Here is a 23,473-nt window from a genome sequence, read left to right on the forward strand (position 1 = left end):
CCGCACCTGGGCGGGGGAGCACAACAAAGGGAAGTACCTGCATGAACGCACAGAAGGCCCGGGTTCGTCGGGTCGGTATGGGGCTGTCCACCTTCGGCGCGCTGACCGCGACCATGGTGCTGGCCGCGCCCCAGGCCGGCGCGTGGGTGGGCAATCTCGAGGTATCGGGCAGCGACCACAAGGTCGGCTGCCAGTACACCCTGACCGCGTCGGTCGAGGTGGACCGGTTGTCCACGGTGAAGTTCACCGACAACGGCAAGGACATCCCGGGCAGCCCGGTGTCGCCGTCGTTGCTGAGCAACAAGGTGACCCTGAAGTGGACGCCGGACACCGCCGGATCGCACAAGATCGAGGCGCGGCAGATCCTGATCAGCGACTCCATTACCGTCCAGGTGGGCGCGAGCAGCGGCACCGGCAGCTTCGGCTGCGGCGGCGGACTGGGCGGGCTGATCCCGAGCCTGTCCGGCTAGGCCGGCAAGTCCTGACCAACGAGAACCGCCCGGGCCGAGCGCAAGACGGTCCGGGCGGTTTTTCGTATTATCCGCTCACAGCCAGGTCAGTGCGATGCCTTTGGTGGCGAACCAGCGATCCACATCGTGACCGCAGCCCGCGATGCCGTCCACCACGTGCGCGGCCCGCTCGATGGCCTGATGGGTGCGCGCGGTGTCGAAGTGACCCGCCGCGTGCGCGGCCAGCAGTTCGTCGATGCCCACCAGTTCGGGGACTCGGCCGGGCCGGGCGACCACGTGCAGGTAGTGCCCCTCGGCCCGCCACTTCTTGGGCTCGACCGGCCCGTAGTCGCCGATGTCGAGGTAGTAGGTCTGCCCGCGGTCGTGGCCGGGTCGCAGGTGGTAGACGGTGGCGCGCAGCGACAGCTCCGGTAGCAGCCACGATTCGATGTAGTGGAAGCGCGGGTTGTCCACCAGGCGCTCGACGTACAGGCCCCACGGTTCGGCGTGCAGCCGCTCGACCGGGTGCAGATAGCCGTGGTGATCGGTCCAGGACAGCTCGGCCAGATTGAAGAATTCGAGTCTGGGGCGGTGCGGGGAAGCCGAGTGGTTGGTGCCGCTCATCCGATGGGGGTCCACTCCATTCGTGGAATTGCGCTGTGGCATACGAAGACCGGTCATCGTCACGCCCTTCTCGACTCGTCCGACCAGCCAGATCAGGTTACACCTGCGGGCTGGGAACGGAACCCCTCTGAGCGAAAAGGAATTTCACTGTCATCGGCTCGAAATTTTCGTGAAGTATGTTGCAAGACGGGATAATTCGGACATTTGTGAACTGATCGGTTTGTTCGATCGGGTGGCGTGCCCGCCGCCGCCCGTCCGGCGCTCCGGAGGGCCCGGTGTGACCGGATGCATACCCTGTCGGCTCGGCCGGGCGGAATCTGTCGGTGGGTCGTCCTAGGCTGGTGAACATGGCTTTCGCAACCGAGGTTCCCGGCGACCTGCCGCTGGCGCATTCCGAGCACCGGCCGATCGGCGAGATCGAGCGGCTCGGGGGACAGTTCCAGGTGGTCAGCGACCATGTGCCGGCCGGTGACCAGCCCGCCGCCATCGCCGAACTCGAGCGCCGCATCAAGGCCGGCGAGCGGGATGTGGTGCTGCTCGGCGCGACCGGTACCGGTAAGTCGGCCACCACCGCCTGGCTCATCGAGAAGTTGCAGCGCCCGACCCTGGTCATGGCGCCCAACAAGACGCTGGCGGCCCAGCTGGCCAACGAGCTGCGCGAGATGCTGCCGAACAACGCGGTCGAGTACTTCGTCTCGTACTACGACTACTACCAGCCCGAGGCGTACATCGCGCAGACCGATACCTATATCGAGAAGGACAGCTCGGTCAACGACGATGTGGAGCGGCTGCGCCACTCGGCGACCTCGAGCCTGCTCTCGCGCCGCGATGTCGTGGTGGTGGCCTCGGTCTCCTGCATCTACGGACTCGGCACGCCGCAGTCCTACCTGGACCGTTCGGTCACCCTGGAGGTCGGCGGCGAGATCGACCGGGACCGGCTGCTGCGTTTGCTGGTCGATGTGCAATACACCCGCAACGACATGTCCTTCACCCGCGGTTCCTTCCGGGTGCGCGGCGACACCGTCGAGATCATCCCCTCCTACGAGGAATTGGCGATCCGCATCGAATTCTTCGGCGACGAGGTCGAGGCGCTGTATTACCTGCATCCGCTCACCGGCGATGTGGTGCGCAAGGTGGATATGGTCCGCATTTTCCCGGCCACGCATTATGTCGCCGGTCCCGAACGCATGGAACGCGCGGTGCGCGATATCGAAGCGGAACTCGAGACCCGGCTCGCGGAATTGGAGAAGCAGGGCAAACTACTGGAGGCGCAACGACTTCGGATGCGCACCCAATACGACCTGGAAATGATCAAACAGGTCGGCTTCTGCTCGGGTATCGAGAATTACTCGCGGCATATCGACGGGCGTGGTCCCGGCACCGCGCCGGCCACCCTGCTGGACTATTTCCCCGAGGACTTCCTGCTCGTCATCGACGAATCGCATCAGACGGTGCCGCAGATCGGCGCCATGTACGAAGGCGATATGTCGCGCAAGCGGAACCTGGTCGAATTCGGCTTCCGGTTGCCGTCGGCCGTCGACAACCGGCCGCTCACCTGGGAGGAGTTCGCCGACCGGATCGGGCAGACGGTGTACCTGTCGGCCACGCCCGGCCCGTACGAATTGGGCCAGGCGGGCGGCGAATTCGTCGAACAGGTGATCCGCCCGACCGGTCTGGTGGATCCGCACGTGGTGGTGAAGCCGACCAAGGGCCAGATCGACGATCTGGTGCACGAGATCCGGCTGCGCACCGAACGGGACGAACGGGTGCTGGTCACCACGCTCACCAAGAAGATGTCCGAGGATCTCACCGACTATCTGCTCGGGCTGGGCGTGCGGGTGCGATACCTGCATTCGGAGATCGACACCCTGCGCCGGGTGGAATTGCTGCGGCAGCTGCGGCTCGGCGAATACGACGTGCTGGTCGGCATCAACCTGCTCCGGGAGGGTCTCGACCTGCCCGAGGTCTCGCTGGTCGCGATCCTGGACGCCGACAAGGAAGGGTTCCTGCGGTCGGGCACCAGCTTGATCCAGACCATCGGCCGCGCGGCGCGCAATGTGTCCGGTGAGGTCCACATGTACGCGGACAAGATCACCGACTCCATGCGGCACGCCATCGACGAGACCGATCGCCGCCGGGCCCGGCAGATCGCCTACAACGAAGAGCACGGGATCGACCCGAAACCCTTGCGCAAGAAGATCGCCGACATTCTCGACCAGGTGTATCGCGAGGCCGAGGACTCCGAGGTCGAGATCGGCGGCTCGGGCCGCAATGCCAGCCGCGGCCGCCGCGCCCAGGGTGAACCGGGCCGTGCCGTCAGCGCCGGGGTGTACGAGGGCCGCGATATCAAGTCCATGCCGCGCGCCGAACTCGCCGACCTGGTCAAGGACATGACCGAGCAGATGATGAATGCCGCCCGCGAACTCCAGTTCGAGCTCGCGGGCCGCCTCCGCGACGAGATCCAGGACCTGAAGAAGGAACTACGAGGCATGGATGCGGCGGGCATTCAGTAGCCGCCTCCCCGAGCCTCCAGCGGGCGGCGAAGGGCCGTTGGCACATGGCAACCCGTGCCGACGGCCCGCCACCCTGCCGATACTGGGCGTACCCGGCAAGTTGCCCTCGCCTGCGCCAAATCAGTTGTTGCGCGAGTTGGCCATCCAATCGGTCACTCGGCGCTCGGCCTCTTCGCGTGACACGTCCTCGACGCGGGTCATGACCACCCAGCGGTGACCGAACGGGTCCATGACGCGCCCGTAGCGGTCGCCGGTGACGAAGGTCTGCGGCTCGTCCACGTAGCGCGCCCCGTTTTCGCGGGCGAGTTTCGCGACCGCGTCGACGTCGGGGCAGTAGTGGACGATGCTGGTGTGCACCCAGCCTTCCTCGGGGGCGCGCACGCCCTCGTCGGGCATGGGCATGCCGATCTGAATGGTGGAATCGCCGATCAGCAATTCGGCGTGCGCGGGCTGACCATCGGGAAGATCGTTGCGGCTCACCACCTGCGCGCCGAAGACGGTGGAGTAGAAGTCGATGGCCCGGTTGCCGTCGGGAACGGCCAGGAAGCAGGTGATGGAGTGGTAGTTCTCGGGAATCGGATGCACTGTCTCGCTCATGTCCCCAACTCTCGTCCGGGCCGCCCGCTCGTTCTTGTAAGAAAGCGACACCCCCATGACTGACAGCATTCCCGGCCGGTTCCACCCGCGCCCGGTCCCGCCGCCGGAAACCGCGAAAGGCATTCTGCGGCCGTGGGAACAGCTCCGCACCGGCAACCACCGCCGGCTCGCGGCGGGGGAGCGGGTGTGCCGCTATGTCGAGTGGTACTGGGCCGTCAGCTGGGACCTGCGCGGTATGCCGCCCTACTACGCCGAGGTGCTGCCGTTCCCGGCCGTCAATCTGACCTTCGAACGCGAACACGACCACACCGGCGGCTTCGTCACCGGCGTCTGGAGTACCAAGTACACCCGCGAATTGACCGAGGAGGGTGAGACATTCGGCGTGAAGTTCCGGGCCGGCGGGTTCGGCGCCTTCACGGGTCTGGACGTCGGCGCGCTCCGTGACACCTCGGTGCCGCTTCTGCAGGTGCTGCCCGCGGCGGCCGGCCTGTCCGAAAGAGTCCTGGCCGAGCCCGAACTCGAGGGCCGCCGCGCCGTGGTCGAGGACTTCCTGGTCGGCGAGTTCGAGCGGCGCGGCGTCGCCGACGACGAGTCCTATCGCCTGGTGCTGCGGATCATCGAAACGATGGAGCAGGACCGCGACCTGACCCGGGTGGATCAGCTCACCACCCTGTTCGACATCCCCATCCGCACCCTGCAACGCCTGTTCCGCCGCTATGTCGGCACCAGCCCGAAGGCCGTGCTGCGCCGCTACCGGCTGCAGGACGGCGCGCACCTGCTGGCGGAGGGCCGCACCACCGATCTGGCCGCGCTGGCGCTCGACCTCGGCTACTTCGATCAGGCGCATTTCACCAACGAGTTCACCAAGGAGATCGGTATGGCTCCGCTGGATTACGCCCGCACCTCGCTACCCTCCTGACAAGATCGAGTATGGGAATAGCCCACCTTCCTGATGAGTTGGTTGCCGTATCACCCAATGGCGGTTTCATCGAAGGAGTGGGCCATGGACGTGCTGGTTTTGATCGGACGAGTGCTGTTCGTCCTGCTGTTCCTCAGCTCCGGCTTCGGCCATATCGCACAGGCCGACGCGATGGCGCAGTACGCGAAGTTCAAGGGCGTGCCCATGCCCAAGCCGGCGGTGCTGGCCTCGGGCGTGCTGCTGATCGCCGGCGGACTGAGCGTCCTGCTCGGCGTCTGGGCCGACCTCGGCGCGCTGCTGCTGTTCGTCTTCCTGCTCCCGACGGCGTTCCTCATGCACGCCTTCTGGAAGGAAACCGACCCGCAGGCCAAGCAGACCGAAATGGTCTCGTTCAACAAGGATCTGGCGCTGGCGGGCGCGGCGCTCATGCTGTTCGCGTTCTTCGCCTACGTCGGCACGGATCTCGGATTGACCATCACCGGACCGCTTTTCAGTCTCTGAACCGGCCCCGGATCGGCCGCATCGATGACGGCGTTAGTATTGCCCGTCATCGATCGGCCGAAGGGATAGGGAACGCATGCAGATCCTCAGCGTGATTCTCGGCTGGTTCTGGGCCGACTATCGCTAACGTGTGACGAACCTCCCAGCGCCGCAATAAGGTTCGCGATTTCTGTGCCTTCTCACAATCGTTCGCCTTTTTGCTGGTAGTCAGGGTCGTTCACGGGCCGCTCCGGGAATGTGTCCCGGAGCGGCCGCGCCACGCAAGTGTGATGTGTTGCGATATCGAAAATTTCCGTCGGTTATGCCGCTATTGTCAGGCGAAGTTGCCGCGGTGGTAACCGCACCACGCGGGGGAAACCGTGGCCCCGACCCTTGTACTTGGAGGAGAGAATGACCGCCTACCGGACGATCGTCGTCGGTACCGATGGCTCGGACTCGTCGTACGTCGCCGTCGAGCGGGCCGCGGCTCTGGCCGGCGACGAGGGTGCGACGCTGTACATCGCTTGCGCGTACTACCCGACCGACGACCGCGATGTGGCCGCCGCCGCCGACGTGCTCAAGGACGAGGCCTACCAGGTGCGCGGTTCCGCGCCCACCAGCGAGATCCTGCGCGTGGCCCGGGACAAGGCGACCGCCGCCGGCGCCACCAATATCGTCGAGAAGGCCGTCGTCGGTGAGCCCGTCGAGTCGCTGCTGAGCCTGCTCAAGGAGGTGGAAGCCGATCTGCTCGTGGTCGGCAACCGCGGCCTCAACACCCTCGCCGGCCGCCTGCTGGGTTCCGTCCCGGCCGACGTGGCCCGCAAGTCCCGCGCGGATGTGCTGATCGTGCACACCGTGCGCTGAGCGGGAGGAATTTCGGGGGCAGGCCCCCGAACCCCCTGAAAGCCGAAGAACGAAGCGGCCGTACCCGGTTGGGTACGGCCGCTTCATCGTTCGAGTGCCGGTCTTCACCCGGCCCGGGGCTCGGGGGCGCGCCCCGAACCCGCTCACCGCAGCCGGTGCAGGACCTCCGGGAGGTCGGCGGTGTGCACGACGGCCAGGCGCTGGGTGGCGCGGGTGAGGGCGACGTAGAGGTCGTTCATGCCGCGCGGGGATTCGCCCAGGATGCGGTGAGGTTCGGCGAGGATGACGGCGTCGAACTCCAGGCCCTTCACATCGTGGACGGTGAGCACGCGCACCGAATCACCGTTCAGGTGGCCCAGTTCCGGCATCAGGTCGTGCGGGACGATGACGGTGGTGGTGCCCGGATGGTCGGCTTCGGCGTCCACCAGCCGCTTGATCTCGGTGGACAGTTCGTCCGCGTTCACCCGGTGCGCGGTGGGCCGGAAGCCCGAATCGCGGATGGAGCGCGGAATCGACACGCCCGGGTCGATCTCGGCCAGCACATCGGCGGCGATCGCCATGATCTCCGACGGCGTGCGGTAGTTGACCGTGAGCTCGGTGAGCTTCCACCGCTTGGCTACATACGGTTCCAGGACCTGCTGCCAGGACGACGCCCCGGCCGGATCGCCGGTCTGCGCCACATCCCCGACCGCGGTGATCCAGCGATTGGGGATGCGCCGCATCACCATTCGCCACGCCATTTCCGAAAGCTCCTGCGCCTCATCGACGATGACGTGCCCGTAGGTCCAGGTGCGGTCCCCGGCGGCGCGCTCGGCGGTGGTCTGGCTGGTGCGCACCTGCTGGCGTTCGGCGAGCTGAGAGGCGTCGATCAGGTCGTAGGCCATGAGCAGTTCGGGATCGAGTTCGTCCTCGAGATCCTGTGGCGCGGAACCGGTCAGGATGTCGAGGGCGTCCTGCGCCTCGGCCAGCTGGGCGCGCCAGCGGCGGCGGGCGCGTTCGCGTTCCTCGGTGTCGTCCACGCCGAGCAGTTCGGCCAGCTCGTCCAGCAGCGGCGCGTCGGCATCACTGAATTCCCCGTGGTCGGGGCGATATAGCTCCTCCCGATCGGCGGCGCTCAGCTGTCCGGCGGCACTGGCGAGCCGCTTCGGGTCGGCCCACAGCCCGGCCAGCACGTCCTGCGGGCTCAGGATCGGCCACAGTCCGGCGATGGCGCGCTGGATATCGGCGTCGGCCCGCATCTCGTCCCGGATCTCGGTGAGATCGGTCTGGCTCAACAGGTTCCGCCCGCCCAGCGGATTGGCCCCGATGGCCTGCGCCAGCTGATCGGTGAGCGCGTCCACCACACCCGCCGCGAACACCGGCCGCGCCAGATTGTGCGGCCGCCGCGAGGACCGGGCCCGCCCGCGCGCCTTGGTGACGATCTTGCGGTCCAGGGTCAGGTCGTGTCCGTCGAAGTGCAGCCGGATCGGCTCCGACGGCACCTCCTGCCAGTCCCGCACGCCCTTCTTCAGCACCTCGAGCATGTCCAGGGAACCCTTGAGCTCGCCCGCGCGCAGCGAATCCTCCAGCGTCGCCTGCACTCCCGGATATAGATTGCCGATGGTCGAGAGCAGCACCCCGGTCTCGCCCAGCGACGGCAGCACCTGCCCGATGTAGTCGAGGAAGGTCGAGTTGGGCCCGATGATGAGCACGCCGGCCTTGTCCAGCTGCTGCCGGTAGGTGTACAGCAGGTAGGCCGCGCGATGCAGCGCCACCGCGGTCTTACCGGTGCCCGGCCCGCCCTGCACCACCAGCACGCTCTTGTGCTCGGAGCGAATGATGGCGTCCTGCTCGGACTGGATGGTCTCGACGATGTCGTTCATATGCCCGGTGCGGGCGGCATTGAGCGCGGACAGCAGCGCGCTCTCGCTGCCGACGCCGCTGTCGTCGTTCACCACGCCGTCGCGGCGTGCGGCATCCAGGTCGAGGTATTCGTCGTTGACCGCGGTCACCTTGCGATTGCGCGAACGAATATGGCGGCGGCGGGTCACCCCGTCGGGCGCGGCGGTGGTGGCGAGATAGAACGGGCGGGCCAGCGGTGCGCGCCAGTCCAGCAGCAGCGTCTCGTAGTCGGCGGACTCGTCGAGAATGCCGATACGCCCGATATAGCGGTAATCGCCGCTGCCATTGCTGCCGTTGGCTTCGGCAGGCGATCCGTCGCCGCTGACGCCATCGGCCAGGTCGATACGCCCGAAGCACAGACCGTGTTCGGCCGCATCGTATTTCGACAGATCCTCCGAATACAGCTGCGTGTAGGACTCACGCTCACTACGCGCCTGCGGCGTGCCACCCGTCTCCAGCAACACCGTCTTCAACCGCCGCTGTGCATACGCGCGCATACCGTCCAACTGCTGGTAAAGCTTCGTCAAGTACTGCTGTTCACGCTCCAGATCCGGGGATTCCGCCGCGGCGGGATCGGACGCGGACACAGGGCGCTCCTCAGTCAGGTCGGGCAAAACGGAACTCCTTGATCACCACGTCTGTCGCGTGCGCACGACTCGCGAACCATCGAAGAACAGAGTTGTCGATTCTAGTTCGCGAATCGCGCCGCTGCCGTATCCGCAGGTAAACGTGATGGTGGCAACTCCACGACCGCCACTCGCATACCCGCTGACCAGCCGTGCAACCGTCCGGTTTCAGGAAGCGTGGGTGTTGTCGGTGCGTCGGATGAGCTTCCCGCTGTCACGGTGACTGGGCGGCTTGGCGCGGTACATGGCGATATCCGCGTCGTGCAGCACCGCCTCCGGCGTGCGCGTCTCACCCGACCCCAGGCGCGTGATGCCGATCGAGGCGTTCACCTGGATCCGATGCCCGCGCGCGATGATCGGCTCGGCCATGGCCTGCTGCAAGCGCCCGGTCAGCAGGGCCAGATCCTCGTCACTGGTCCGCCCCGACAGCAGCACCAGGAATTCGTCGCCGCCGATCCGCCCTACCACATCGTCGGACCGCAGCCCGCGCTGCAACCGCTGCGCCACGATCTGCAACACCGTGTCGCCGATGGCATGCCCGAGTGTGTCGTTGATGGCCTTGAACCCGTCCAGGTCGATGAACATGACCGTCGAGACCGGCAGCGCCTCGGTGGTGCCCAGCGCGGCGGCCAGCCGCGACAGCACCAGCGCCCGATTGGCCAGCCCGGTCAGCGGATCGTGCGTGGCCTGGTACTCCAATTGCCTTCGGCTGGCCCGGAATTCGGTGATGTCGTTGAAGGAGGACACGGTGGGGGAGTTGGGGTCGGCCGGATTCAGCACCCGGCAACTGGTTGACAGCCAGCGGCGTTGCCCGTCGGGCCGGTCCACGCCGAAGACGAAGCGGGTCACGGCTTCTCCGGTCGCCATGGTGCGCACGATCGGGTACTGGTCGGCCGGCAGCGGCTGGGCATTGGCATCCAGCAGCGACAGCGGCAGTTCGGTGTACGGCACGCCGATCAGATCCGGCCCGTTCCAGCCGAAGATGCGCAGCGCCGCCGGATTGATGGATTCGATCTTCCCGCTCCGGCTGATCACCACCACGCCCTCTTCCAGCTGCGAGACCACGGTGGTGAAGAACTGCTCGGCGCGCCGCTGGGCCGCCTCGGCCCGGCGCTGCGCGGTCAGATCGTGCAGCACCACCTGATAGGCCAGCCGGTCGTGCCAGGCGGTGAGCACGGAAACGGTCTCCACGTCCACGGTGCCGCCGTCGCAGCGCAACAGCGTCATCTCGGCGGGTTCGGAGGCGGTTCCGGTGATGGTGAGCCGGCGAATGCGATCCAGCATCCCCGGCAGCGAGGCCGGGTCCACGAAAATGGTGACCGGCTGCCCGATGATCTCCTCGGCCGATCCGGCGGCCAGCATCCGCACGGTCGCCGGGTTGGCGTAGACCACTCTGCCGCGCTCGTGGACGACTACGCCATCGGGGCTGTAGTCGACCAGGGACCGGTAACGCTGGGCCAGTTGCTCGGCATCGGTCGGTGCGTTTGCCCGATCGTTACCCACCACCACTTGCACCCCCTGATCGTCATTGCGACATGTCGTTGGAGCACGGCACCAAATTGTTGTCGGAGCGATTGCTGGCACATCGCGCCGAGGGTATTGAATGAATCACAGTTCCGCACAGCATCGGCCCGAGAGTGGTGATCATTACGGGCACCGGATCGAGAAGGAGCGATGCAATGCCTGGCACCATCCCCAACCCGCCCACCGCTGAGCAGCACCAAGATCATATGACCATTGCCGGAATCGGCGCCGTCACCGGGTACGGGTGGGGCCGGGAAACCCTCTGGGAAGGTTTGCTGAGCGGTAAGCCAGCGGCCCGGCTCTATCCAGGGTACGGGCCGGAACGGGATCGGCACGGCTGGGTTGCCCGCGTGCCGGACGGCGGCGATCCGGAAATCGGTCCGAGCCGGTATGTGCGCGCGGTCATGGAGTCGGCGCGCGAGGCCGTCGCCGATGCCCGCGCCCGCGGCTGGCGGCAGGGCCGCACGGTCGGTCTGCTGCACGCCATCGTGCTGGGCAATGTGTACGAATGGCGGGACTTCTACGTGGTGGACGGGGCGCGCCGGCGTTCGCGCGACTATCTGCGGCTGCTGCCCTCCACCCCGGTGTCGATGCTGATGAGCGAGTTCGGTTTCCACGGGCCGTCGATGAATGTCACCGCGGCCTGCTCCTCCGCCAATGTGGCATTGCTCACCGCGCAGCTGTGGCTGGCCCAGGGTTTCGCCGACGATGTGATCGTGGTCGCCACCGATCTGTCCGCCACCCCGGACATGGTGGAGCCCTTCGTCGCGCTCGGCGCGGCCGTCGACGACACCGATCCGCTCGACGCCTGCCGCCCGTTCCAGGAAGGCAGCCGCGGCTTCGGATTCGGCGAGGCGTCCACGGCTTTCGTGGTGACCCGCGAGGCCGACGATCCGTATGTGGCGGTGCTCGGCGGCGGCATGTCCAACGACGGCTACCACGTGATCTCGGTGGAGCCGTCCTACGAGCAGATCTTCGACTGCGTGCGCCGCGCCCTGGCCAATGCCGATGTGCGGCCGGAGGAAGTGGCGTACCTGAACACGCACGGTTCCGGCACCCAGCAGTGCGACGACGCCGAAACCGCTTTGCTGGCAGCGCTGTTCGACAACAACCCGCAGGTGGTCGCCACCAAACCCTTGACCGGGCACTGTCAGGCGGCCGCGGCGGGGGTGGAGGTGGCGGCCATCGCCATGGGTTACGAGCGCGGCCTGGTGGTGTCCTCCCCGATCGTCGCGCCGGCGCACGCCCGGCTGGTCGACGGCGTGGCGCCGCATACCGGCGGCATCACGGTGAAGACGGCTCTCGGTATGGGCGGCCACAATTCGGCGCTGGTGCTCGGCCCGATCGGTTAGTGCAGCGGCACCGACCAGTGCAGTTTCGTCCCGGTCTCCTCGCCGTCGGCGTCGCGGCGCGGGTACACGGCCAGCCGTCCGCCCGATTCCTCCGCCCGCCGGGCGAGATTGGTCAGCCCGCTGGGCGTGATGTCGTCCGGAATGCCGCAGCCGTCGTCGGACACCAGAATGGTGAGATCGTCGGCCACCCCGATATCGATGGTGATGGTGCCCGCCCCCGAATGCCGCACGGCATTGCTGACCGCTTCGCGCACAACGGCTTCGGCGTGATCGGCGAGGCTGGGTTCCACCACCGACAGCGGTCCGGTGATGTGCATGAGGGCGCGGATCTCGGTATTGGTGGTCTGCTGTTTGACCGCGCGCTCGATGCGCTGGCGTAGTCGGGTGGAATGCCCGTCGCCGCCGTGCAGGTCGAAGATCGAGGTGCGGATCTCCTCCACCACGTCCTGCAGATCGTTGATGGTGTCGGAAAGCCGTTGCCGCACTTCGGGCACCCGGGCGCGCGGGACGGTGCCCTGCAGCGAGAGCCCGATGGCGAACAGCCGCTGGATCACGTGATCGTGCAGGTCGCGGGCGATGCGGTCGCGATCGGTGAGGATGTCGAGCTCGCGCATGCGCCGCTGCGCCACCGCCAATTGCATGGCCAGCGCGGCCTGATCGGTGAACGCGCCGATCAATTCCACCAATTCGTCGGAGTAGGGCATGGATTCGGCGGTGCGCAGCGTGATCAGCACGCCCAGCGTGGAGTCCGGGGTGTGCAGCGGCAGCACCAGCGCGGGGCCGAGATCGGGGATGAACCGGCCCAGATCCACCTGTTTGGCATCGTCGAAACGCAAAGGGGTGCGGGTGTTCAGCGCCTGGCCGACCGCGGTGCCGGTGGTGCGCACGGTCGGGTTGGCGGGATCCTCGCCCGGCCCGGACCATTGCGCCACCACCAGTTCGGTGACCTCCTCCGGCGGCGCGTCCGGATCCGGCACCACGGCCAGCAGCGCGCGCTGCGAGGCGGTGAGTTCCCGAGCGTGCTCGACCACGTGGGCCAGTACCTGATTGGGTTCGGTGCCGGCCAGGAATTCGGTGGCGATATCGCGGGTCGCCTCGATCCAGGCCTGCCGGGTGCGCGCGGATTCGTAGAGCCGGGCATTGTCCACCGCGATACCGGCGGCGGCGGCCAGCGCCTGCAACAGCACCTCGTCGTCCTCGGTGAACGGATGTCCGCCGGATTTCTCGGTGAGATACAGGTTTCCGAACACCTCGCCGCGAATCCGCACCGGCACGCCCAGGAAACTGCGCATGGGCGGATGATGCCGGGGGAAGCCGACCGAGGCCGGATGCCGGGCGAGATTGTCCAGCCGGATCGGCTCCGGCGTGCTCAGCAGCAGGCCCAGCACCCCGTGGCCCTGCGGCAGATCGCCGATCAGCGTGCGGATCTGCTCGTCGATGCCGTGATAGATGAACTGGGCCAGTTGTTTGTCGTGCCCGCGCACCCCGAGCGCGCCGTAGCGGGCGTCGACCAGTCCGGTGGCGGCCCGCACGATGGTTTGCAGGGTCTGGTCCAGATCGAGGCCGGAGGTCACCGCCAGCATGGCTTCGACCAGCCCGTCGATACGGTCGCGAGCGTCGATGATCTGCTCTACCCGGTCCTTCACCTCGGTGAGTAATTCGCGTAATCGCAGCTGCGACAGCGTTTCACGCACTGAGTAGGGACCGGTGCGTGGGGCGTCGTGCATGGTTGTCCTGCTGTCCGGCGGAGGCGCACACGGCATCGGGTATTTTACGGCCCACCCGATTGCCGGAGGGTTGTTCTGTCGAACGTGACTGTCCCACAGCCGGTTCGAGGCGCGGCAACTATTTGCCAACCTTTTACCGGAATGATTTCCCGGAAAGTGGTCCGGATTGGGACTTTCGGCACTGTCGGCGCGGCACCCCCGCGTGATGGCATGAATGCGGGTTGCCGGGTCGGGAAACGGGAAGTGGGTCGGCTATGGGCGCGTCGGAAGTGTGGTCGAGTGGGATCGATCCGGATTTCGTCGTGACCACACGCGGACCCGTCCCACCCGCGGAGGTGACCCGACTGGTGCGCGGCCTCGGCCGGATCCTGCGCCGGCACGGGCTGGACGGACCCGTCAGGGCCCGCCTCGACTGGCCCGGTACCGAGGGCGAAACCACCTTGGTACAAGCCGGAATCCGGGCGCTGGGGAAGGCGTACCGGGTTCAGGTCGCCGGGCCGGGACGGTTTGCGACCACGTTCGCGTTGGAACGCCTCGACCTGCGACTGGGCTGCCCACCGGACGAAACGTCCCGGCCCTGGCCGGACCCGGCACGACCGGACCTGGGTGTGGTGAGCGCACCCAGTCCGATTGTGCGGCGCAAGGATTGCCTACTACAGGTGTCCACGCCCACCGCCGCCGCCAAGGTGCTCGATGCCCTGGACTACGACGCGCACCTGTTCACCGACGCCGATTCCGGCTTGGACGCGGTGGTGTGCTGGGCCGGCGCCGGGGCGGTGCGCACGCTGCGCCAGCACCGGGATCCGGTGCCGGTGCTGCTCGAGGACGAAGCCGCCGCGGTGCTGTGCGGGGGCGGGCTGCCGTATCTGTTCTTCACCGATCCGGATACCTTGCGCGGGCGGTTGCTCTACCGCCGATTCGACGGCGACCTGACCCTGGTCACCGCCGCCGACGCGGCGGAGCGGCCGCGCGAACGCGCGCTCGCGCCCCGGGCCATCACCACCGGATGCGTGCGCCGGCCGCTGCCGGAGCTACCCAGCGCGATCGGCGCGACCGAGAACCTCGCCGAGCCCGCGTATCCGAAAGCGGTGTGACCCCCGTCATTCCGGCATGCCGAAAGCGCGCAGGGATGCCGGCCTTGGGGAAATAAACACGCTTTGACCAGCGTTCAGGCTTCTTGAACCGAACTTGTCGGTGGGCACGCCTAGCATGGCGTCGGGGGTAGTTCTGGATGCCGAAACGTTGGAAGGACGGCTAGTGGCGGATCGCCTTACGGTGCGCGGAGCACGGGAGCACAACCTCAAAGGGGTCGATCTCGACCTACCCCGTGACAGCCTCATCGTATTCACCGGTTTGTCCGGGTCGGGCAAATCCTCGCTGGCCTTCGACACCATTTTCGCGGAAGGCCAGCGCCGCTACGTCGAATCGCTGTCCGCCTACGCGCGCCAGTTCCTCGGGCAGATGGACAAGCCGGACGTGGACTTCATCGAGGGCCTGTCTCCGGCGGTGTCCATCGACCAGAAGTCGACCAACCGCAATCCGCGCTCCACGGTCGGCACCATCACCGAGGTCTACGACTATCTGCGCCTGCTGTTCGCGCGCGCGGGCATTCCGCACTGCCCGACCTGTGGTCACCTCATCGAGAAGCAGACCCCGCAGCAGATCGTGGACCAGGTGCTCGCCATGGAGGAGGGCATCAAGTTCCAGGTGCTCGCGCCGGTGGTGCGCACCCGCAAGGGCGAATTCGTCGATCTCTTCGACCAGCTGCACTCGCAGGGCTACTCCCGCGTCCGGGTGGACGGCGTGGTGTATCCGCTGACCGACCCGCCCAAGCTGAAGAAGCAGGAGAAGCACGATGTCGAGGTGGTCGTGGACCGCCTCGCCGTGAAGCCCAGTTCCAAACAGCGCCTGACGGATTCGATCGAGACCGCGCTGCGGCTGGCCGACGGCATCGTGGTGCTGGACTTCGTGGATCGCGACGAGCACGCGCACGACCGCGAGCGGCGTTTCTCCGAGCGGCTGGCCTGCCCGAACGGGCACCCCCTCGATATCGAGGATCTGGAACCGCGTTCGTTCTCCTTCAACTCGCCCTACGGCGCCTGCCCGGACTGCACCGGTCTCGGCATTCGCAAGGAGGTCGATCCGGATCTGGTCGTGCCGGACCCGGAGCTGAGCCTGGCCGACGGGGCCATCGCGCCGTGGTCGCGCGGGCAGACCGCCGAGTACTTCACGCGCCTGTTGTCCGGTCTGGCCGAGGCCATCGGTTTCAGCATGGACACCCCCTGGCAGGATCTGCCGGCCAAGGCCCGGAAGGCCGTGCTGGAGGGCAGTTCCGAACAGGTCCACGTTTCCTATACCAACCGGTACGGCCGGAAGCGTTCCTACTACGCCGATTTCGAAGGCGTCATGCCGTTCCTGCAGCGGCGCATGGATGCCACCGAGTCCGAGGCCATGAAGGAGCATTACGACGGGTACATGCGGGATATCCCGTGCCCCGTCTGCAATGGCGCGCGCCTGCGGCCGGAGATCTTGGCCGTCACCCTGGCCTCGCGTGGCGGGCACAAGTCGATCGCCGAGCTGTCGGACCTGTCCATCGGCGAGGCCGCGGACTTCCTGAACTCGCTGACCCTCGACGAGCGGCAGGCCGCCATCGCCGCCCAGGTGATCAAGGAGATCCAGGCCCGCCTGGGCTTCCTGCTGGACGTCGGCCTGCAATACCTGACCCTGTCGCGCGCGGCCGCCACCCTCTCCGGCGGCGAAGCGCAGCGCATCCGGCTCGCCACCCAGATCGGTTCCGGTCTGGTCGGCGTGCTGTACGTATTGGACGAGCCGTCCATCGGCCTGCACCAGCGCGACAACCGGCGGCTGATCGAAACCCTCACGCGGCTCAAGAGTCTCGGCAACACCCTCATCGTGGTCGAACACGACGAGGACACCATCCACGCCTCGGACTGGGTGGTCGACATCGGCCCGCTCGCCGGTGAGCACGGCGGGCAGGTGGTGTACTCCGGACCGTACGAGGGCCTGCTGAAGGATCAGCGATCCCTCACCGGCGCATACCTTTCCGGGCGCGAACGCATCGAGGTCCCGATGGTGCGGCGGCCGCTGGACAAGAAGAAGCAGCTCACCGTGGTCGGCGCGGTCGAGCACAATCTGCGCGGCATCGACGTGAGCTTCCCGCTGGGCGTGCTCACCGCGGTCACCGGCGTCTCCGGATCCGGTAAGTCCACGCTGGTCAACGACATTCTCGCGACCGTGCTGGCGAACAAGCTGAACGGTGCGCGCCAGGTCCCCGGCCGGCACACCCGGGTGAACGGGCTCGACCATCTGGACAAGCTGGTCCAGGTCGACCAGTCGCCCATCGGCCGCACCCCGCGCTCCAACCCGGCCACCTACACCGGCGTCTTCGACAAGATCCGCACCCTGTTCGCGGCCACCACCGAGGCCAAGGTGCGCGGCTACCAGCCCGGCCGCTTCTCCTTCAATGTGAAGGGCGGCCGCTGCGAAGCCTGTTCCGGCGACGGCACTTTGAAGATCGAGATGAACTTCCTGCCGGATGTCTACGTCCCCTGCGAGGTCTGCCACGGGGCGCGGTACAACCGCGAAACCCTGGAAGTCCACTACAAGGGCAAGACCATCGCCGAAGTCCTGGACATGCCCATCGAGGAAGCGGCCGACTTCTTCGAACCGGTGACTTCCATCCACCGCTACCTCAAGACCCTGGTGGACGTCGGCCTGGGCTACGTGCGCCTGGGCCAGTCCGCGCCGACCCTGTCCGGCGGTGAGGCCCAGCGCGTCAAGCTGGCCGCCGAACTGCAGAAGCGCTCCACCGGCCGCACCGTCTACATTCTCGACGAGCCCACCACCGGCCTGCACTTCGAGGACATCCGCAAGCTGCTGACCGTCATCAACGGCCTGGTGGACAAGGGCAATACGGTCATCGTCATCGAGCACAACCTGGACGTCATCAAGACCTCCGACTGGGTCATCGACATGGGTCCCGAAGGCGGCTCCGGCGGCGGCATGGTCATCGCCCAGGGCACGCCGGAAGACGTTGCCGCCGTGGCGGAAAGCTACACCGGCCAGTTCCTGAAGGAAGTCCTGGCGGCCGGCGAAGCCACCGCGCCGAAGGCCCCGGCGAAGAAGGCGGTCGCCAAGAAGGCCGCCGCCAAGCCGACGGTGGCAGCCTCGGCCAACGGCTCGACCGCCAAGAAGTCGACCGCGAAAAAGGTCGCCGCCCCGAAGGATCCGGACCAGGCGGCCGCGGCGAAGAAGGCCGCAGCGGCTCGCCGGAAGGCTGCCGCCCTGCGCTGACATCCGGTGCGGGAGTCTTCCCCTCGTCATCCCGGCATGACGAGGGGAAGGCGAGCGTGCCGGCATTCCCGCACACCCCACCGACAATCCGTGCCAGTCGTCGAATCACCCCGCCCGAGGGCACCTGTCCTGACTAGGCTGGATTGGTGTCCGAAGATCAACTCCCACCCGCTGTGACCCGCTCGGTATTGCTGAATGCCGCTTTCGCACAAGCGAAACGGGTTTCCCGGGTGGAAGTGCGCCGCATCACCATGCCCGCCGGAACCACAGCTGGACTGCACGTGCACAACTGCCCGGTGGTGGGCAGTATCGAGGCCGGTGCGGTGGCCTTTCGAATCGAAGGCCAGCCGGAACGGACACTGCGGCCCGGCGATGTGTTCTTCGAACCGGAGGCCGCTCGTATCACCCGCTTCGACGCACTCGACGAGGACGTCACTTTCCTCGGCTACTTCCTGCTCGGCGCCGATCAGTCGCCGGGGATCGAATTCCCCGGCGACTGAACCGTTTACAGCATCGGGGCCGGTATGGCGGCGACGAATCCACCGTCGATGACCAGGTCCTGGCCGTTCACGTAGGACGCCTCGTCGGAGGCCAGGAAGGCGACCGCGTGCGCGACATCCTCGGCGGTGCCGGTGCGCCCGGCGGCCACGGCCGTGACCACCTCGGCGTGCGCCTCGGGGGAGACATTGTCATGGAACATGGGGGTTTCGATATAGCCCGGGCTGACCGAGTTGACCCGAATTCGCCTGGGAGCCAGCTCCGCCGCGAGGGTGTGAGCCAGGTTGTGCACCGCCGCTTTGGTAGCCGAGTACAGAGATGCGCCCGGCATGCCGCGATGCAGCGTCCAGGACGCGTTGATCACGATCGAGCCGCCGTCGGCGAGCAGCGGCAGGGCCCGCTGGATCGTGAAATACACGCCCTTGAAGTTGATTCCGACCACTCGGTCGAACTCGTCCGGGGTGACCTCGCCGATCGAATCGAAGCCCGCCACACCGGCATTCGCGAAGACCACGTCGAGGCGTCCGAAGCGAGCCCGGACGGTCTCGACCAGCGAGTCAAGCTCACCGAGCTCGGCCACATCGCCGCGCACCGCGAGAATGCGCTCGGCCGCCTCGGCCGCGTCGAACCTCCTGCCGAGTTCCTCGGCCGCCGCGTCCAGGCGTTCCTTGTCGCGTCCGGTGATGACCACCCGGGCGTCCTCCGCCAGCAGCCGGTTCGCGGCGGCCAGTCCCATACCGCTGGTGCCGCCGGTGACGAGGGCGATCTTGCCGTTGAATCGAGAATTGCTGTGCGTCATGACATTCAGCATTCCGAGCCGGGGAAGGGGCGAACAGTGCGCAGTCAACCTGGGTCCGGCAACACCAGGCAGCCGGAATTCACGCGGTGACGAGCCGCCCGGGCAGCAGTTCGGCCAGCCGTTCCTCGGTACCGGTGCCCGGCCGCGGGTTGTACAGCTCCAGATACCACTCCGGATGGTCGATGACGGCGAGAGTGGTCTTGTCGAAGATCAGATCCCCGGCTTCCGGATGCTGCACCGCCTTGCGGGTGCGGGTGGGTGCGGCGACATCGTGCCGTGCCCACAGTTCGGTGAATTCCGCACTCGCCCGGCTCAATTCGCCGATCACCCGTTCGAACCCCGGATCGCCGGGAGCGTAGGCCGCATCGGCGCGATAGGCCGCCACCACTTCCGGTGCGACGATCGCCCATTCGGTATGCAGATCGCGGTACTGCGCATTGGTGAAGAAGCTGATGAGGCAGTTGTGATCGCCGTCGTCGTAGCCGAACACCGCCCGCGTGCCGTCGTTGATGGCCAGGATGTTCCAATATCGATCCCGCAGGATCGCCGGGCGCGGTGCCCAGGAATCCAGCAGCCGGCGCAGTTCGGGTTCCACCCGCGCCCCCGGAACCTGGTGCGCCCGTGGCGGATTCAGTCCGGTCAGCACGAAAAGATGGGTCCGTTCGGCATCGCTCAGCCGCAGCGCCCGGCTCACCGCCTCGAGCACGTCGGCCGAGACATTGATATCGCGCCCCTGCTCAAGCCAGGTGTACCAGGACACCCCGACCCCCGCGAGCTGCGCGACTTCCTCCCGCCGCAGCCCCGGCGTGCGCCGCGCCCCGGACGACACCAGCCCCACCTCGCCGGGCGTCAGTCGCGCGCGGCGGGTGCGCAGGAAATCCCGGAGCTGGGCACGCCGGAGCTGTTTCGAAGCTACTGGTTCGCTGGCCATGCCGGAATACAACAGTGCCCGGTCCGGACTTAGTCCGGACCGGGCACCGCCGTCACTGCTGAACTGCGCTTACTCCGCCGCGACGGCCGTGGCCTCGCTCTTCTCGGCCAGCTTGCCGAAGTCGAGCTTGACCAGCTGGTCGGCGAGATGGAAGTAGCGGTCGTCGTGGGTGATCACGATGATCGTCTTCCCGCGCGCCTTGAGATCGGTGAGGATCTCGCGGTAGAACACGTCGCGGAACTTGGGTTCCTGGTCGGCGGCCCATTCGTCGAAGAGCAGGATCGGGCGGTCTTCCAGCAGCGCGGTCAGCAGAGCGAGGCGCTTGCGCTGGCCCTGGGAGAGCGCGATGGTCGACAGCACACCGTTCTCCACCGTCACCTTGTGATCGATCTGCAACTCCCGCAGGTACTTTCGCACCTGCTCGTCGATGCCCGGCTCGAAGCCCAGGTAGTCCTCGAAGAGATGGAAGTCGGTGAACACCGCCGAGGTGTGCTGGCGGAACCACTCGATGTTCTGGTGATTGATCTGCTCGCCGTTGAGCGCCAGGAAACCGGTCTGCGGCACGTAGAGCCCGGTCAGCAGCTTGGCCAGGGTGGACTTGCCGCTGCCGTTGCCGCCGACGATGAAGGTGATCTGCCCCGGCTCGAAGGTGAGATCGATGGGGCCGAGCTCGAAACCGTGCTCCCCGTTCGCTTCCGGGGGCCGGCGATCCATCGGCAGCGGACGGCCGTCGTGCCCACCGTGGTTGAAGAACCGGTGCCCGTTGACATCCGGACCGGTCGCTCCCGGAGGACCGGCGGGACGCCGCCCCTTCGGATGCGGCGGCGGACCACCGGGACCGCCGTGGCCGGGACCACCGGGACCACCCGGACCGGGGTGACCGCCGGGACCGGGATGGCCCGGGCGTCCGTCCGGACCTTCCTGTCCCGCAACGCCTTCCGGCCCGTCACCGGCCGCGAGCTGCGCCCGGGTAGCGGCCGGATGCAGACCCGCCCCACGCGGACCGCCGCCCATTCCGGGCGGGCCGTCCGGCGGGCCACCCGGAATGGGCGGCACCGTCGACGGCGGTTCGAAGCGGTAGCTGTAGCCGGCGTTCACCAGCTCCAGCCGCGCCGAATCCACCGGCGGCCGATCGTCGTACGGCAGGTTCTCCTCGTTGTGCATGGATTCCATGTCGAGGTTCATGGTCCGGATCTTGCTCAGCGCCACGTCGCCGCGCAGCAGGTCCGGAATCCGGTGCATGAAGTTCTGCATCGGCATCGACAGGAAGGTGGTGACCAGCACGTAGCCGACCATCACGCTCTGATCCAGCTCGAACCAGCGCGCGATCCCGAACAGGATGAGCGCCATGGTGCCCAGCTGCAGCAGCTGGCCGAAGCCCTGCCCGATCGAGAACTTGGAACCCGCCTCGACATTCTGGTCGCGCAGGCTGCCCGCGGTGCCGAGCAGGTGGCGGTCCATGAAGTCCCGCCGCCGGCCGCGGTGCAGCTTGAGCTCCTTGATGCCGAGCGTCACGGCCTGGTACGACCGCAGCAGCGAGTCCTCGTTCTCCCGCGCTTCCTTGTACAGCGTGCGGACGCGCTTGAGAATCACTTCCACGCAAGCGATTCCGAGCAGGGTGCCCGCGACGGTGACCGCGAAGACGGTCCCGGACACGATCACCAGGTACACGAAGCACCCGACGATGGTGGCCAGGTCGACGCAGATGCTCGGGATGGCGGTCGCGGCCTGCGACAGCGACCGCACATCCTCGGTGAGCGTGGCCATGAGCCGGTGCATGCCCAGCCGTTCCAGCTGCTCGAGCGGCGCCGACACGATGCTCGAGCTCAGATCCGACCGCAGCCGGTAGATCGCGTCCTGGGCCAGACGGATCAGCAACACCTGCGAGACCACGCCACTGACCAGGATGACCAGCGCCGTGACGACGAAGGCTTGGACGGAGACGGGCGGGTGCGGCGGAGGTGACACGACACCGCGGATCAGTGTCACCAGGTAGGTGTTCGCCACGCCGGCAATGAGACCCGCGGCGACGACGGCGACGATCCGCACCCAGGAGATCGAGATGAGGAATCTGATGAGTTGCATGATTGCTGCTCTCTGAAACGGCAGGTGTTCGCCGTTACCGGCGGACGATGTCGAAGATCACGCCTTCGAGAGTCACACCCGGAGCGAAGGAGAAGGCCACGCCGGTCGAGATCGGCTTGTCGGTCTCCGACTGGGCGATCATCTGCTCCAGCACGAAGATCAGCGAGACGCTGAGCATATTGCCGTGCTTGGCCAGGATATCCCAGCTGGGGGCCGCCACATCGGGCGAAATCCCCAGCGAGGCAATGGACTGCTCGATGATCTTCGGCCCACCCGGGTGGATGGCCCACAGATCGACATCGCGCTTGGTCATGCCGTGCCGCTCCAGCACCTGCGTGACCACCGGGTTCACCCCGCGCAGAATGTACTGCGGCAGGTTCTCCGACAGATCGCAGGTGATGCCGTTGTCGTTGACGCCCAAGACGATTCCGTCCTCGGCGTCGTCGAACAGGTAGCTGAAGCTGTCCCGGATGACGACCTTGCCCGGGGCGAGGGGCTGCTGCACCCCGCCGGCGCCGATGACCACCGCGCCGCAGCCGTCACCGAAGAGGCTGTGGATGATGACGTCATTGATGTTGTCGTCGAAAACCGCGTTCACCGAGCTCAATTCGAGGCAGATGACCAGCGACTTCTTGTCCGGGTTGGCGCGCACATAGTCGGTGGCGGTGCGGATCGAGTTCATGGCCGCGGCGCAGCCCATGAAGTTCACGATCACGCGGTTCACCGCCGGCGACAGTCCGAGCTGCTTGACCACGGCCACGTCGACGCCGGGAGCGATGAAACCGGTGCTGGTGGCGAAGACCACCTGGCCGATATCGCTTGCCGTATCGGCGATTCCGGCGATGGCGCGTCGGGCCACGTCGACCGCCAGCGGGGTGGCGAGCTCCTTGAACAGGTGCATCCGCTCCCGGATGGTGCCCGGCTTCTTGCTGTAGGCCAGGAATTCGGGATCGACCGGATTGACCGCCAGGTGCCGGGTGTCAATCTTGGTTTTCTGGTACACCCGCGGAATTCGCGCGCGCTGGGTAGGATCAGAGAACAATTCCGCGACCTGAGCGGCGGCATCGGACTGATCGAAGACCTGTGCCGGCGAACCGGTTGCGACGCTTTCGATCACAGCGATGGTGGTCGGCGGCGCGGGCGGCAGCTGGGCCAGGTCGAAGGTCTCGCTCCCCGTCGTGTAGCGGGTTGCCGCGAAAGGCTGAGCGCCCCCCTCATCAATGGTGATAGACACGAACTTTCTCCCCTCGGATTTCAGTGCAATAGAAATTCGATCTTGGTGCGGTCGGC

The 23,473-nt window shown here is 66.9% G+C and carries 18 protein-coding genes; 9 read left to right on the forward strand and 9 right to left on the reverse strand.

Annotated features, from left to right (window positions below):
• Positions 1-41 precede the first annotated feature (41 nt).
• Positions 42-470 (forward strand): Ig-like domain repeat protein, encoded by a 429-nt coding sequence (locus LTV02_RS35425; protein WP_067719745.1) that lies wholly within the window; start codon positions 42-44, stop codon positions 468-470.
• 75 nt (positions 471-545) lie between these two features.
• Here the strand turns inward: LTV02_RS35425 and LTV02_RS35430 are convergent, their stop codons facing one another.
• Positions 546-1,073: a DUF402 domain-containing protein gene (locus LTV02_RS35430; protein WP_233035904.1), complete on the reverse strand. Its 528-nt coding sequence runs from the start codon at positions 1,071-1,073 to the stop codon at positions 546-548.
• A 347-nt stretch (positions 1,074-1,420) separates the two neighbouring features.
• On the opposite strand from LTV02_RS35430, the gene uvrB reads away from it, so the two are divergent.
• Positions 1,421-3,586, forward strand: a complete 2,166-nt coding sequence (uvrB, locus tag LTV02_RS35435) for an excinuclease ABC subunit UvrB (RefSeq protein ID WP_233035905.1) — start codon at positions 1,421-1,423, stop codon at positions 3,584-3,586.
• A 120-nt stretch (positions 3,587-3,706) separates the two neighbouring features.
• Here uvrB and LTV02_RS35440 read toward each other — a convergent pair whose 3' ends face one another.
• Entirely contained in the window at positions 3,707-4,183 is a 477-nt protein-coding gene (locus tag LTV02_RS35440; RefSeq protein ID WP_233035906.1) for a VOC family protein, read from the reverse strand.
• 55 nt (positions 4,184-4,238) lie between these two features.
• Between LTV02_RS35440 and LTV02_RS35445 the strand changes: the two genes are divergently transcribed.
• The 3 genes from LTV02_RS35445 to LTV02_RS35455 all read left to right on the forward strand — a co-directional run bounded on the left by LTV02_RS35445 (position 4,239) and on the right by LTV02_RS35455 (position 6,446).
• Positions 4,239-5,102: an AraC family transcriptional regulator gene (locus LTV02_RS35445; RefSeq protein ID WP_233035907.1), complete on the forward strand. Its 864-nt coding sequence runs from the start codon at positions 4,239-4,241 to the stop codon at positions 5,100-5,102.
• Positions 5,103-5,186: 84 nt separating this feature from the next.
• Positions 5,187-5,603, forward strand: coding sequence for a DoxX family protein (locus tag LTV02_RS35450; RefSeq protein WP_233035908.1), 417 nt, complete (start codon positions 5,187-5,189; stop codon positions 5,601-5,603).
• A 390-nt stretch (positions 5,604-5,993) separates the two neighbouring features.
• Complete coding sequence (locus tag LTV02_RS35455) at positions 5,994-6,446, forward strand: universal stress protein (RefSeq protein ID WP_233035909.1); 453 nt, start codon at positions 5,994-5,996, stop codon at positions 6,444-6,446.
• A gap of 143 nt (positions 6,447-6,589) precedes the next feature.
• Here LTV02_RS35455 and LTV02_RS35460 read toward each other — a convergent pair whose 3' ends face one another.
• Together LTV02_RS35460 and LTV02_RS35465 are read right to left on the reverse strand one after the other, a co-directional pair.
• Positions 6,590-8,914, reverse strand: coding sequence for a HelD family protein (locus LTV02_RS35460; RefSeq protein ID WP_233035910.1), 2,325 nt, complete (start codon positions 8,912-8,914; stop codon positions 6,590-6,592).
• 207 nt (positions 8,915-9,121) lie between these two features.
• The gene (locus LTV02_RS35465) at positions 9,122-10,459 is read right to left on the reverse strand and encodes a diguanylate cyclase domain-containing protein (protein WP_332909547.1); all 1,338 of its coding nucleotides are present in this window, start codon (positions 10,457-10,459) and stop codon (positions 9,122-9,124) included.
• 173 nt (positions 10,460-10,632) lie between these two features.
• Here LTV02_RS35465 and LTV02_RS35470 point away from each other — a divergent pair, with 173 nt between their 5' ends.
• Positions 10,633-11,829 (forward strand): beta-ketoacyl synthase N-terminal-like domain-containing protein, encoded by a 1,197-nt coding sequence (locus tag LTV02_RS35470; RefSeq protein WP_233035911.1) that lies wholly within the window; start codon positions 10,633-10,635, stop codon positions 11,827-11,829.
• Here LTV02_RS35470 and LTV02_RS35475 read toward each other — a convergent pair.
• A complete protein-coding gene (locus tag LTV02_RS35475; protein ID WP_233035912.1) occupies positions 11,826-13,556 on the reverse strand; it encodes a sensor histidine kinase in 1,731 nt (576 codons plus the stop codon). The two genes, LTV02_RS35470 and LTV02_RS35475, sit on opposite strands and share 4 nt — an antisense overlap.
• Before the next feature lie 302 nt (positions 13,557-13,858).
• On the opposite strand from LTV02_RS35475, the gene LTV02_RS35480 reads away from it, so the two are divergent.
• The 3 genes from LTV02_RS35480 (at position 13,859) to LTV02_RS35490 (ending at position 18,370) form a co-directional block, all read left to right on the forward strand.
• Positions 13,859-14,650, forward strand: a complete 792-nt coding sequence (locus tag LTV02_RS35480) for a hypothetical protein (RefSeq protein ID WP_174567228.1) — start codon at positions 13,859-13,861, stop codon at positions 14,648-14,650.
• Positions 14,651-14,813: 163 nt separating this feature from the next.
• A complete protein-coding gene (uvrA, locus tag LTV02_RS35485) occupies positions 14,814-17,870 on the forward strand; it encodes an excinuclease ABC subunit UvrA (protein ID WP_233035913.1) in 3,057 nt (1,018 codons plus the stop codon).
• 146 nt (positions 17,871-18,016) lie between these two features.
• A complete protein-coding gene (locus LTV02_RS35490) occupies positions 18,017-18,370 on the forward strand; it encodes a cupin domain-containing protein (protein WP_233035914.1) in 354 nt (117 codons plus the stop codon).
• Between the two features lie 5 nt (positions 18,371-18,375).
• Here the strand turns inward: LTV02_RS35490 and LTV02_RS35495 are convergent, their stop codons facing one another.
• The 4 genes from LTV02_RS35495 to LTV02_RS35510 form a co-directional block, all read right to left on the reverse strand.
• Positions 18,376-19,167: an SDR family NAD(P)-dependent oxidoreductase gene (locus LTV02_RS35495; RefSeq protein WP_233035915.1), complete on the reverse strand. Its 792-nt coding sequence runs from the start codon at positions 19,165-19,167 to the stop codon at positions 18,376-18,378.
• A gap of 79 nt (positions 19,168-19,246) precedes the next feature.
• Entirely contained in the window at positions 19,247-20,098 is an 852-nt protein-coding gene (locus LTV02_RS35500) for a helix-turn-helix transcriptional regulator (RefSeq protein ID WP_233035916.1), read from the reverse strand.
• Between the two features lie 69 nt (positions 20,099-20,167).
• Positions 20,168-22,183, reverse strand: coding sequence for an ATP-binding cassette domain-containing protein (locus tag LTV02_RS35505; RefSeq protein WP_233035917.1), 2,016 nt, complete (start codon positions 22,181-22,183; stop codon positions 20,168-20,170).
• A gap of 34 nt (positions 22,184-22,217) precedes the next feature.
• Positions 22,218-23,411: a type III polyketide synthase gene (locus tag LTV02_RS35510; RefSeq protein WP_408639443.1), complete on the reverse strand. Its 1,194-nt coding sequence runs from the start codon at positions 23,409-23,411 to the stop codon at positions 22,218-22,220.
• Positions 23,412-23,473: the final 62 nt, after the last annotated feature.

Origin of the sequence: Nocardia yamanashiensis (genome assembly GCF_021183565.1) — a bacterium.
In the GTDB taxonomy this organism is placed as follows: Bacteria; Actinomycetota; Actinomycetes; order Mycobacteriales; family Mycobacteriaceae; genus Nocardia; species Nocardia yamanashiensis.

What these genes read in the sequence shown, in the direction of transcription:
- uvrB (WP_233035905.1), top strand. Translation starts at nt 1,421, where the DNA reads ATGGCTTTCGCAACCGAGGTTCCCGGCGACCTGCCGCTGGCGCATTCC.
- LTV02_RS35505 (WP_233035917.1), bottom strand. Translation starts at nt 22,183, where the DNA reads ATGCAACTCATCAGATTCCTCATCTCGATCTCCTGGGTGCGGATCGTC.
- LTV02_RS35445 (WP_233035907.1), top strand. Translation starts at nt 4,239, where the DNA reads ATGACTGACAGCATTCCCGGCCGGTTCCACCCGCGCCCGGTCCCGCCG.
- LTV02_RS35430 (WP_233035904.1), bottom strand. Translation starts at nt 1,073, where the DNA reads ATGAGCGGCACCAACCACTCGGCTTCCCCGCACCGCCCCAGACTCGAA.
- LTV02_RS35440 (WP_233035906.1), bottom strand. Translation starts at nt 4,183, where the DNA reads ATGAGCGAGACAGTGCATCCGATTCCCGAGAACTACCACTCCATCACC.
- LTV02_RS35455 (WP_233035909.1), top strand. Translation starts at nt 5,994, where the DNA reads ATGACCGCCTACCGGACGATCGTCGTCGGTACCGATGGCTCGGACTCG.
- LTV02_RS35450 (WP_233035908.1), top strand. Translation starts at nt 5,187, where the DNA reads ATGGACGTGCTGGTTTTGATCGGACGAGTGCTGTTCGTCCTGCTGTTC.
- LTV02_RS35425 (WP_067719745.1), top strand. Translation starts at nt 42, where the DNA reads ATGAACGCACAGAAGGCCCGGGTTCGTCGGGTCGGTATGGGGCTGTCC.
- LTV02_RS35500 (WP_233035916.1), bottom strand. Translation starts at nt 20,098, where the DNA reads ATGGCCAGCGAACCAGTAGCTTCGAAACAGCTCCGGCGTGCCCAGCTC.
- LTV02_RS35495 (WP_233035915.1), bottom strand. Translation starts at nt 19,167, where the DNA reads ATGACGCACAGCAATTCTCGATTCAACGGCAAGATCGCCCTCGTCACC.
- LTV02_RS35470 (WP_233035911.1), top strand. Translation starts at nt 10,633, where the DNA reads ATGCCTGGCACCATCCCCAACCCGCCCACCGCTGAGCAGCACCAAGAT.
- LTV02_RS35475 (WP_233035912.1), bottom strand. Translation starts at nt 13,556, where the DNA reads ATGCACGACGCCCCACGCACCGGTCCCTACTCAGTGCGTGAAACGCTG.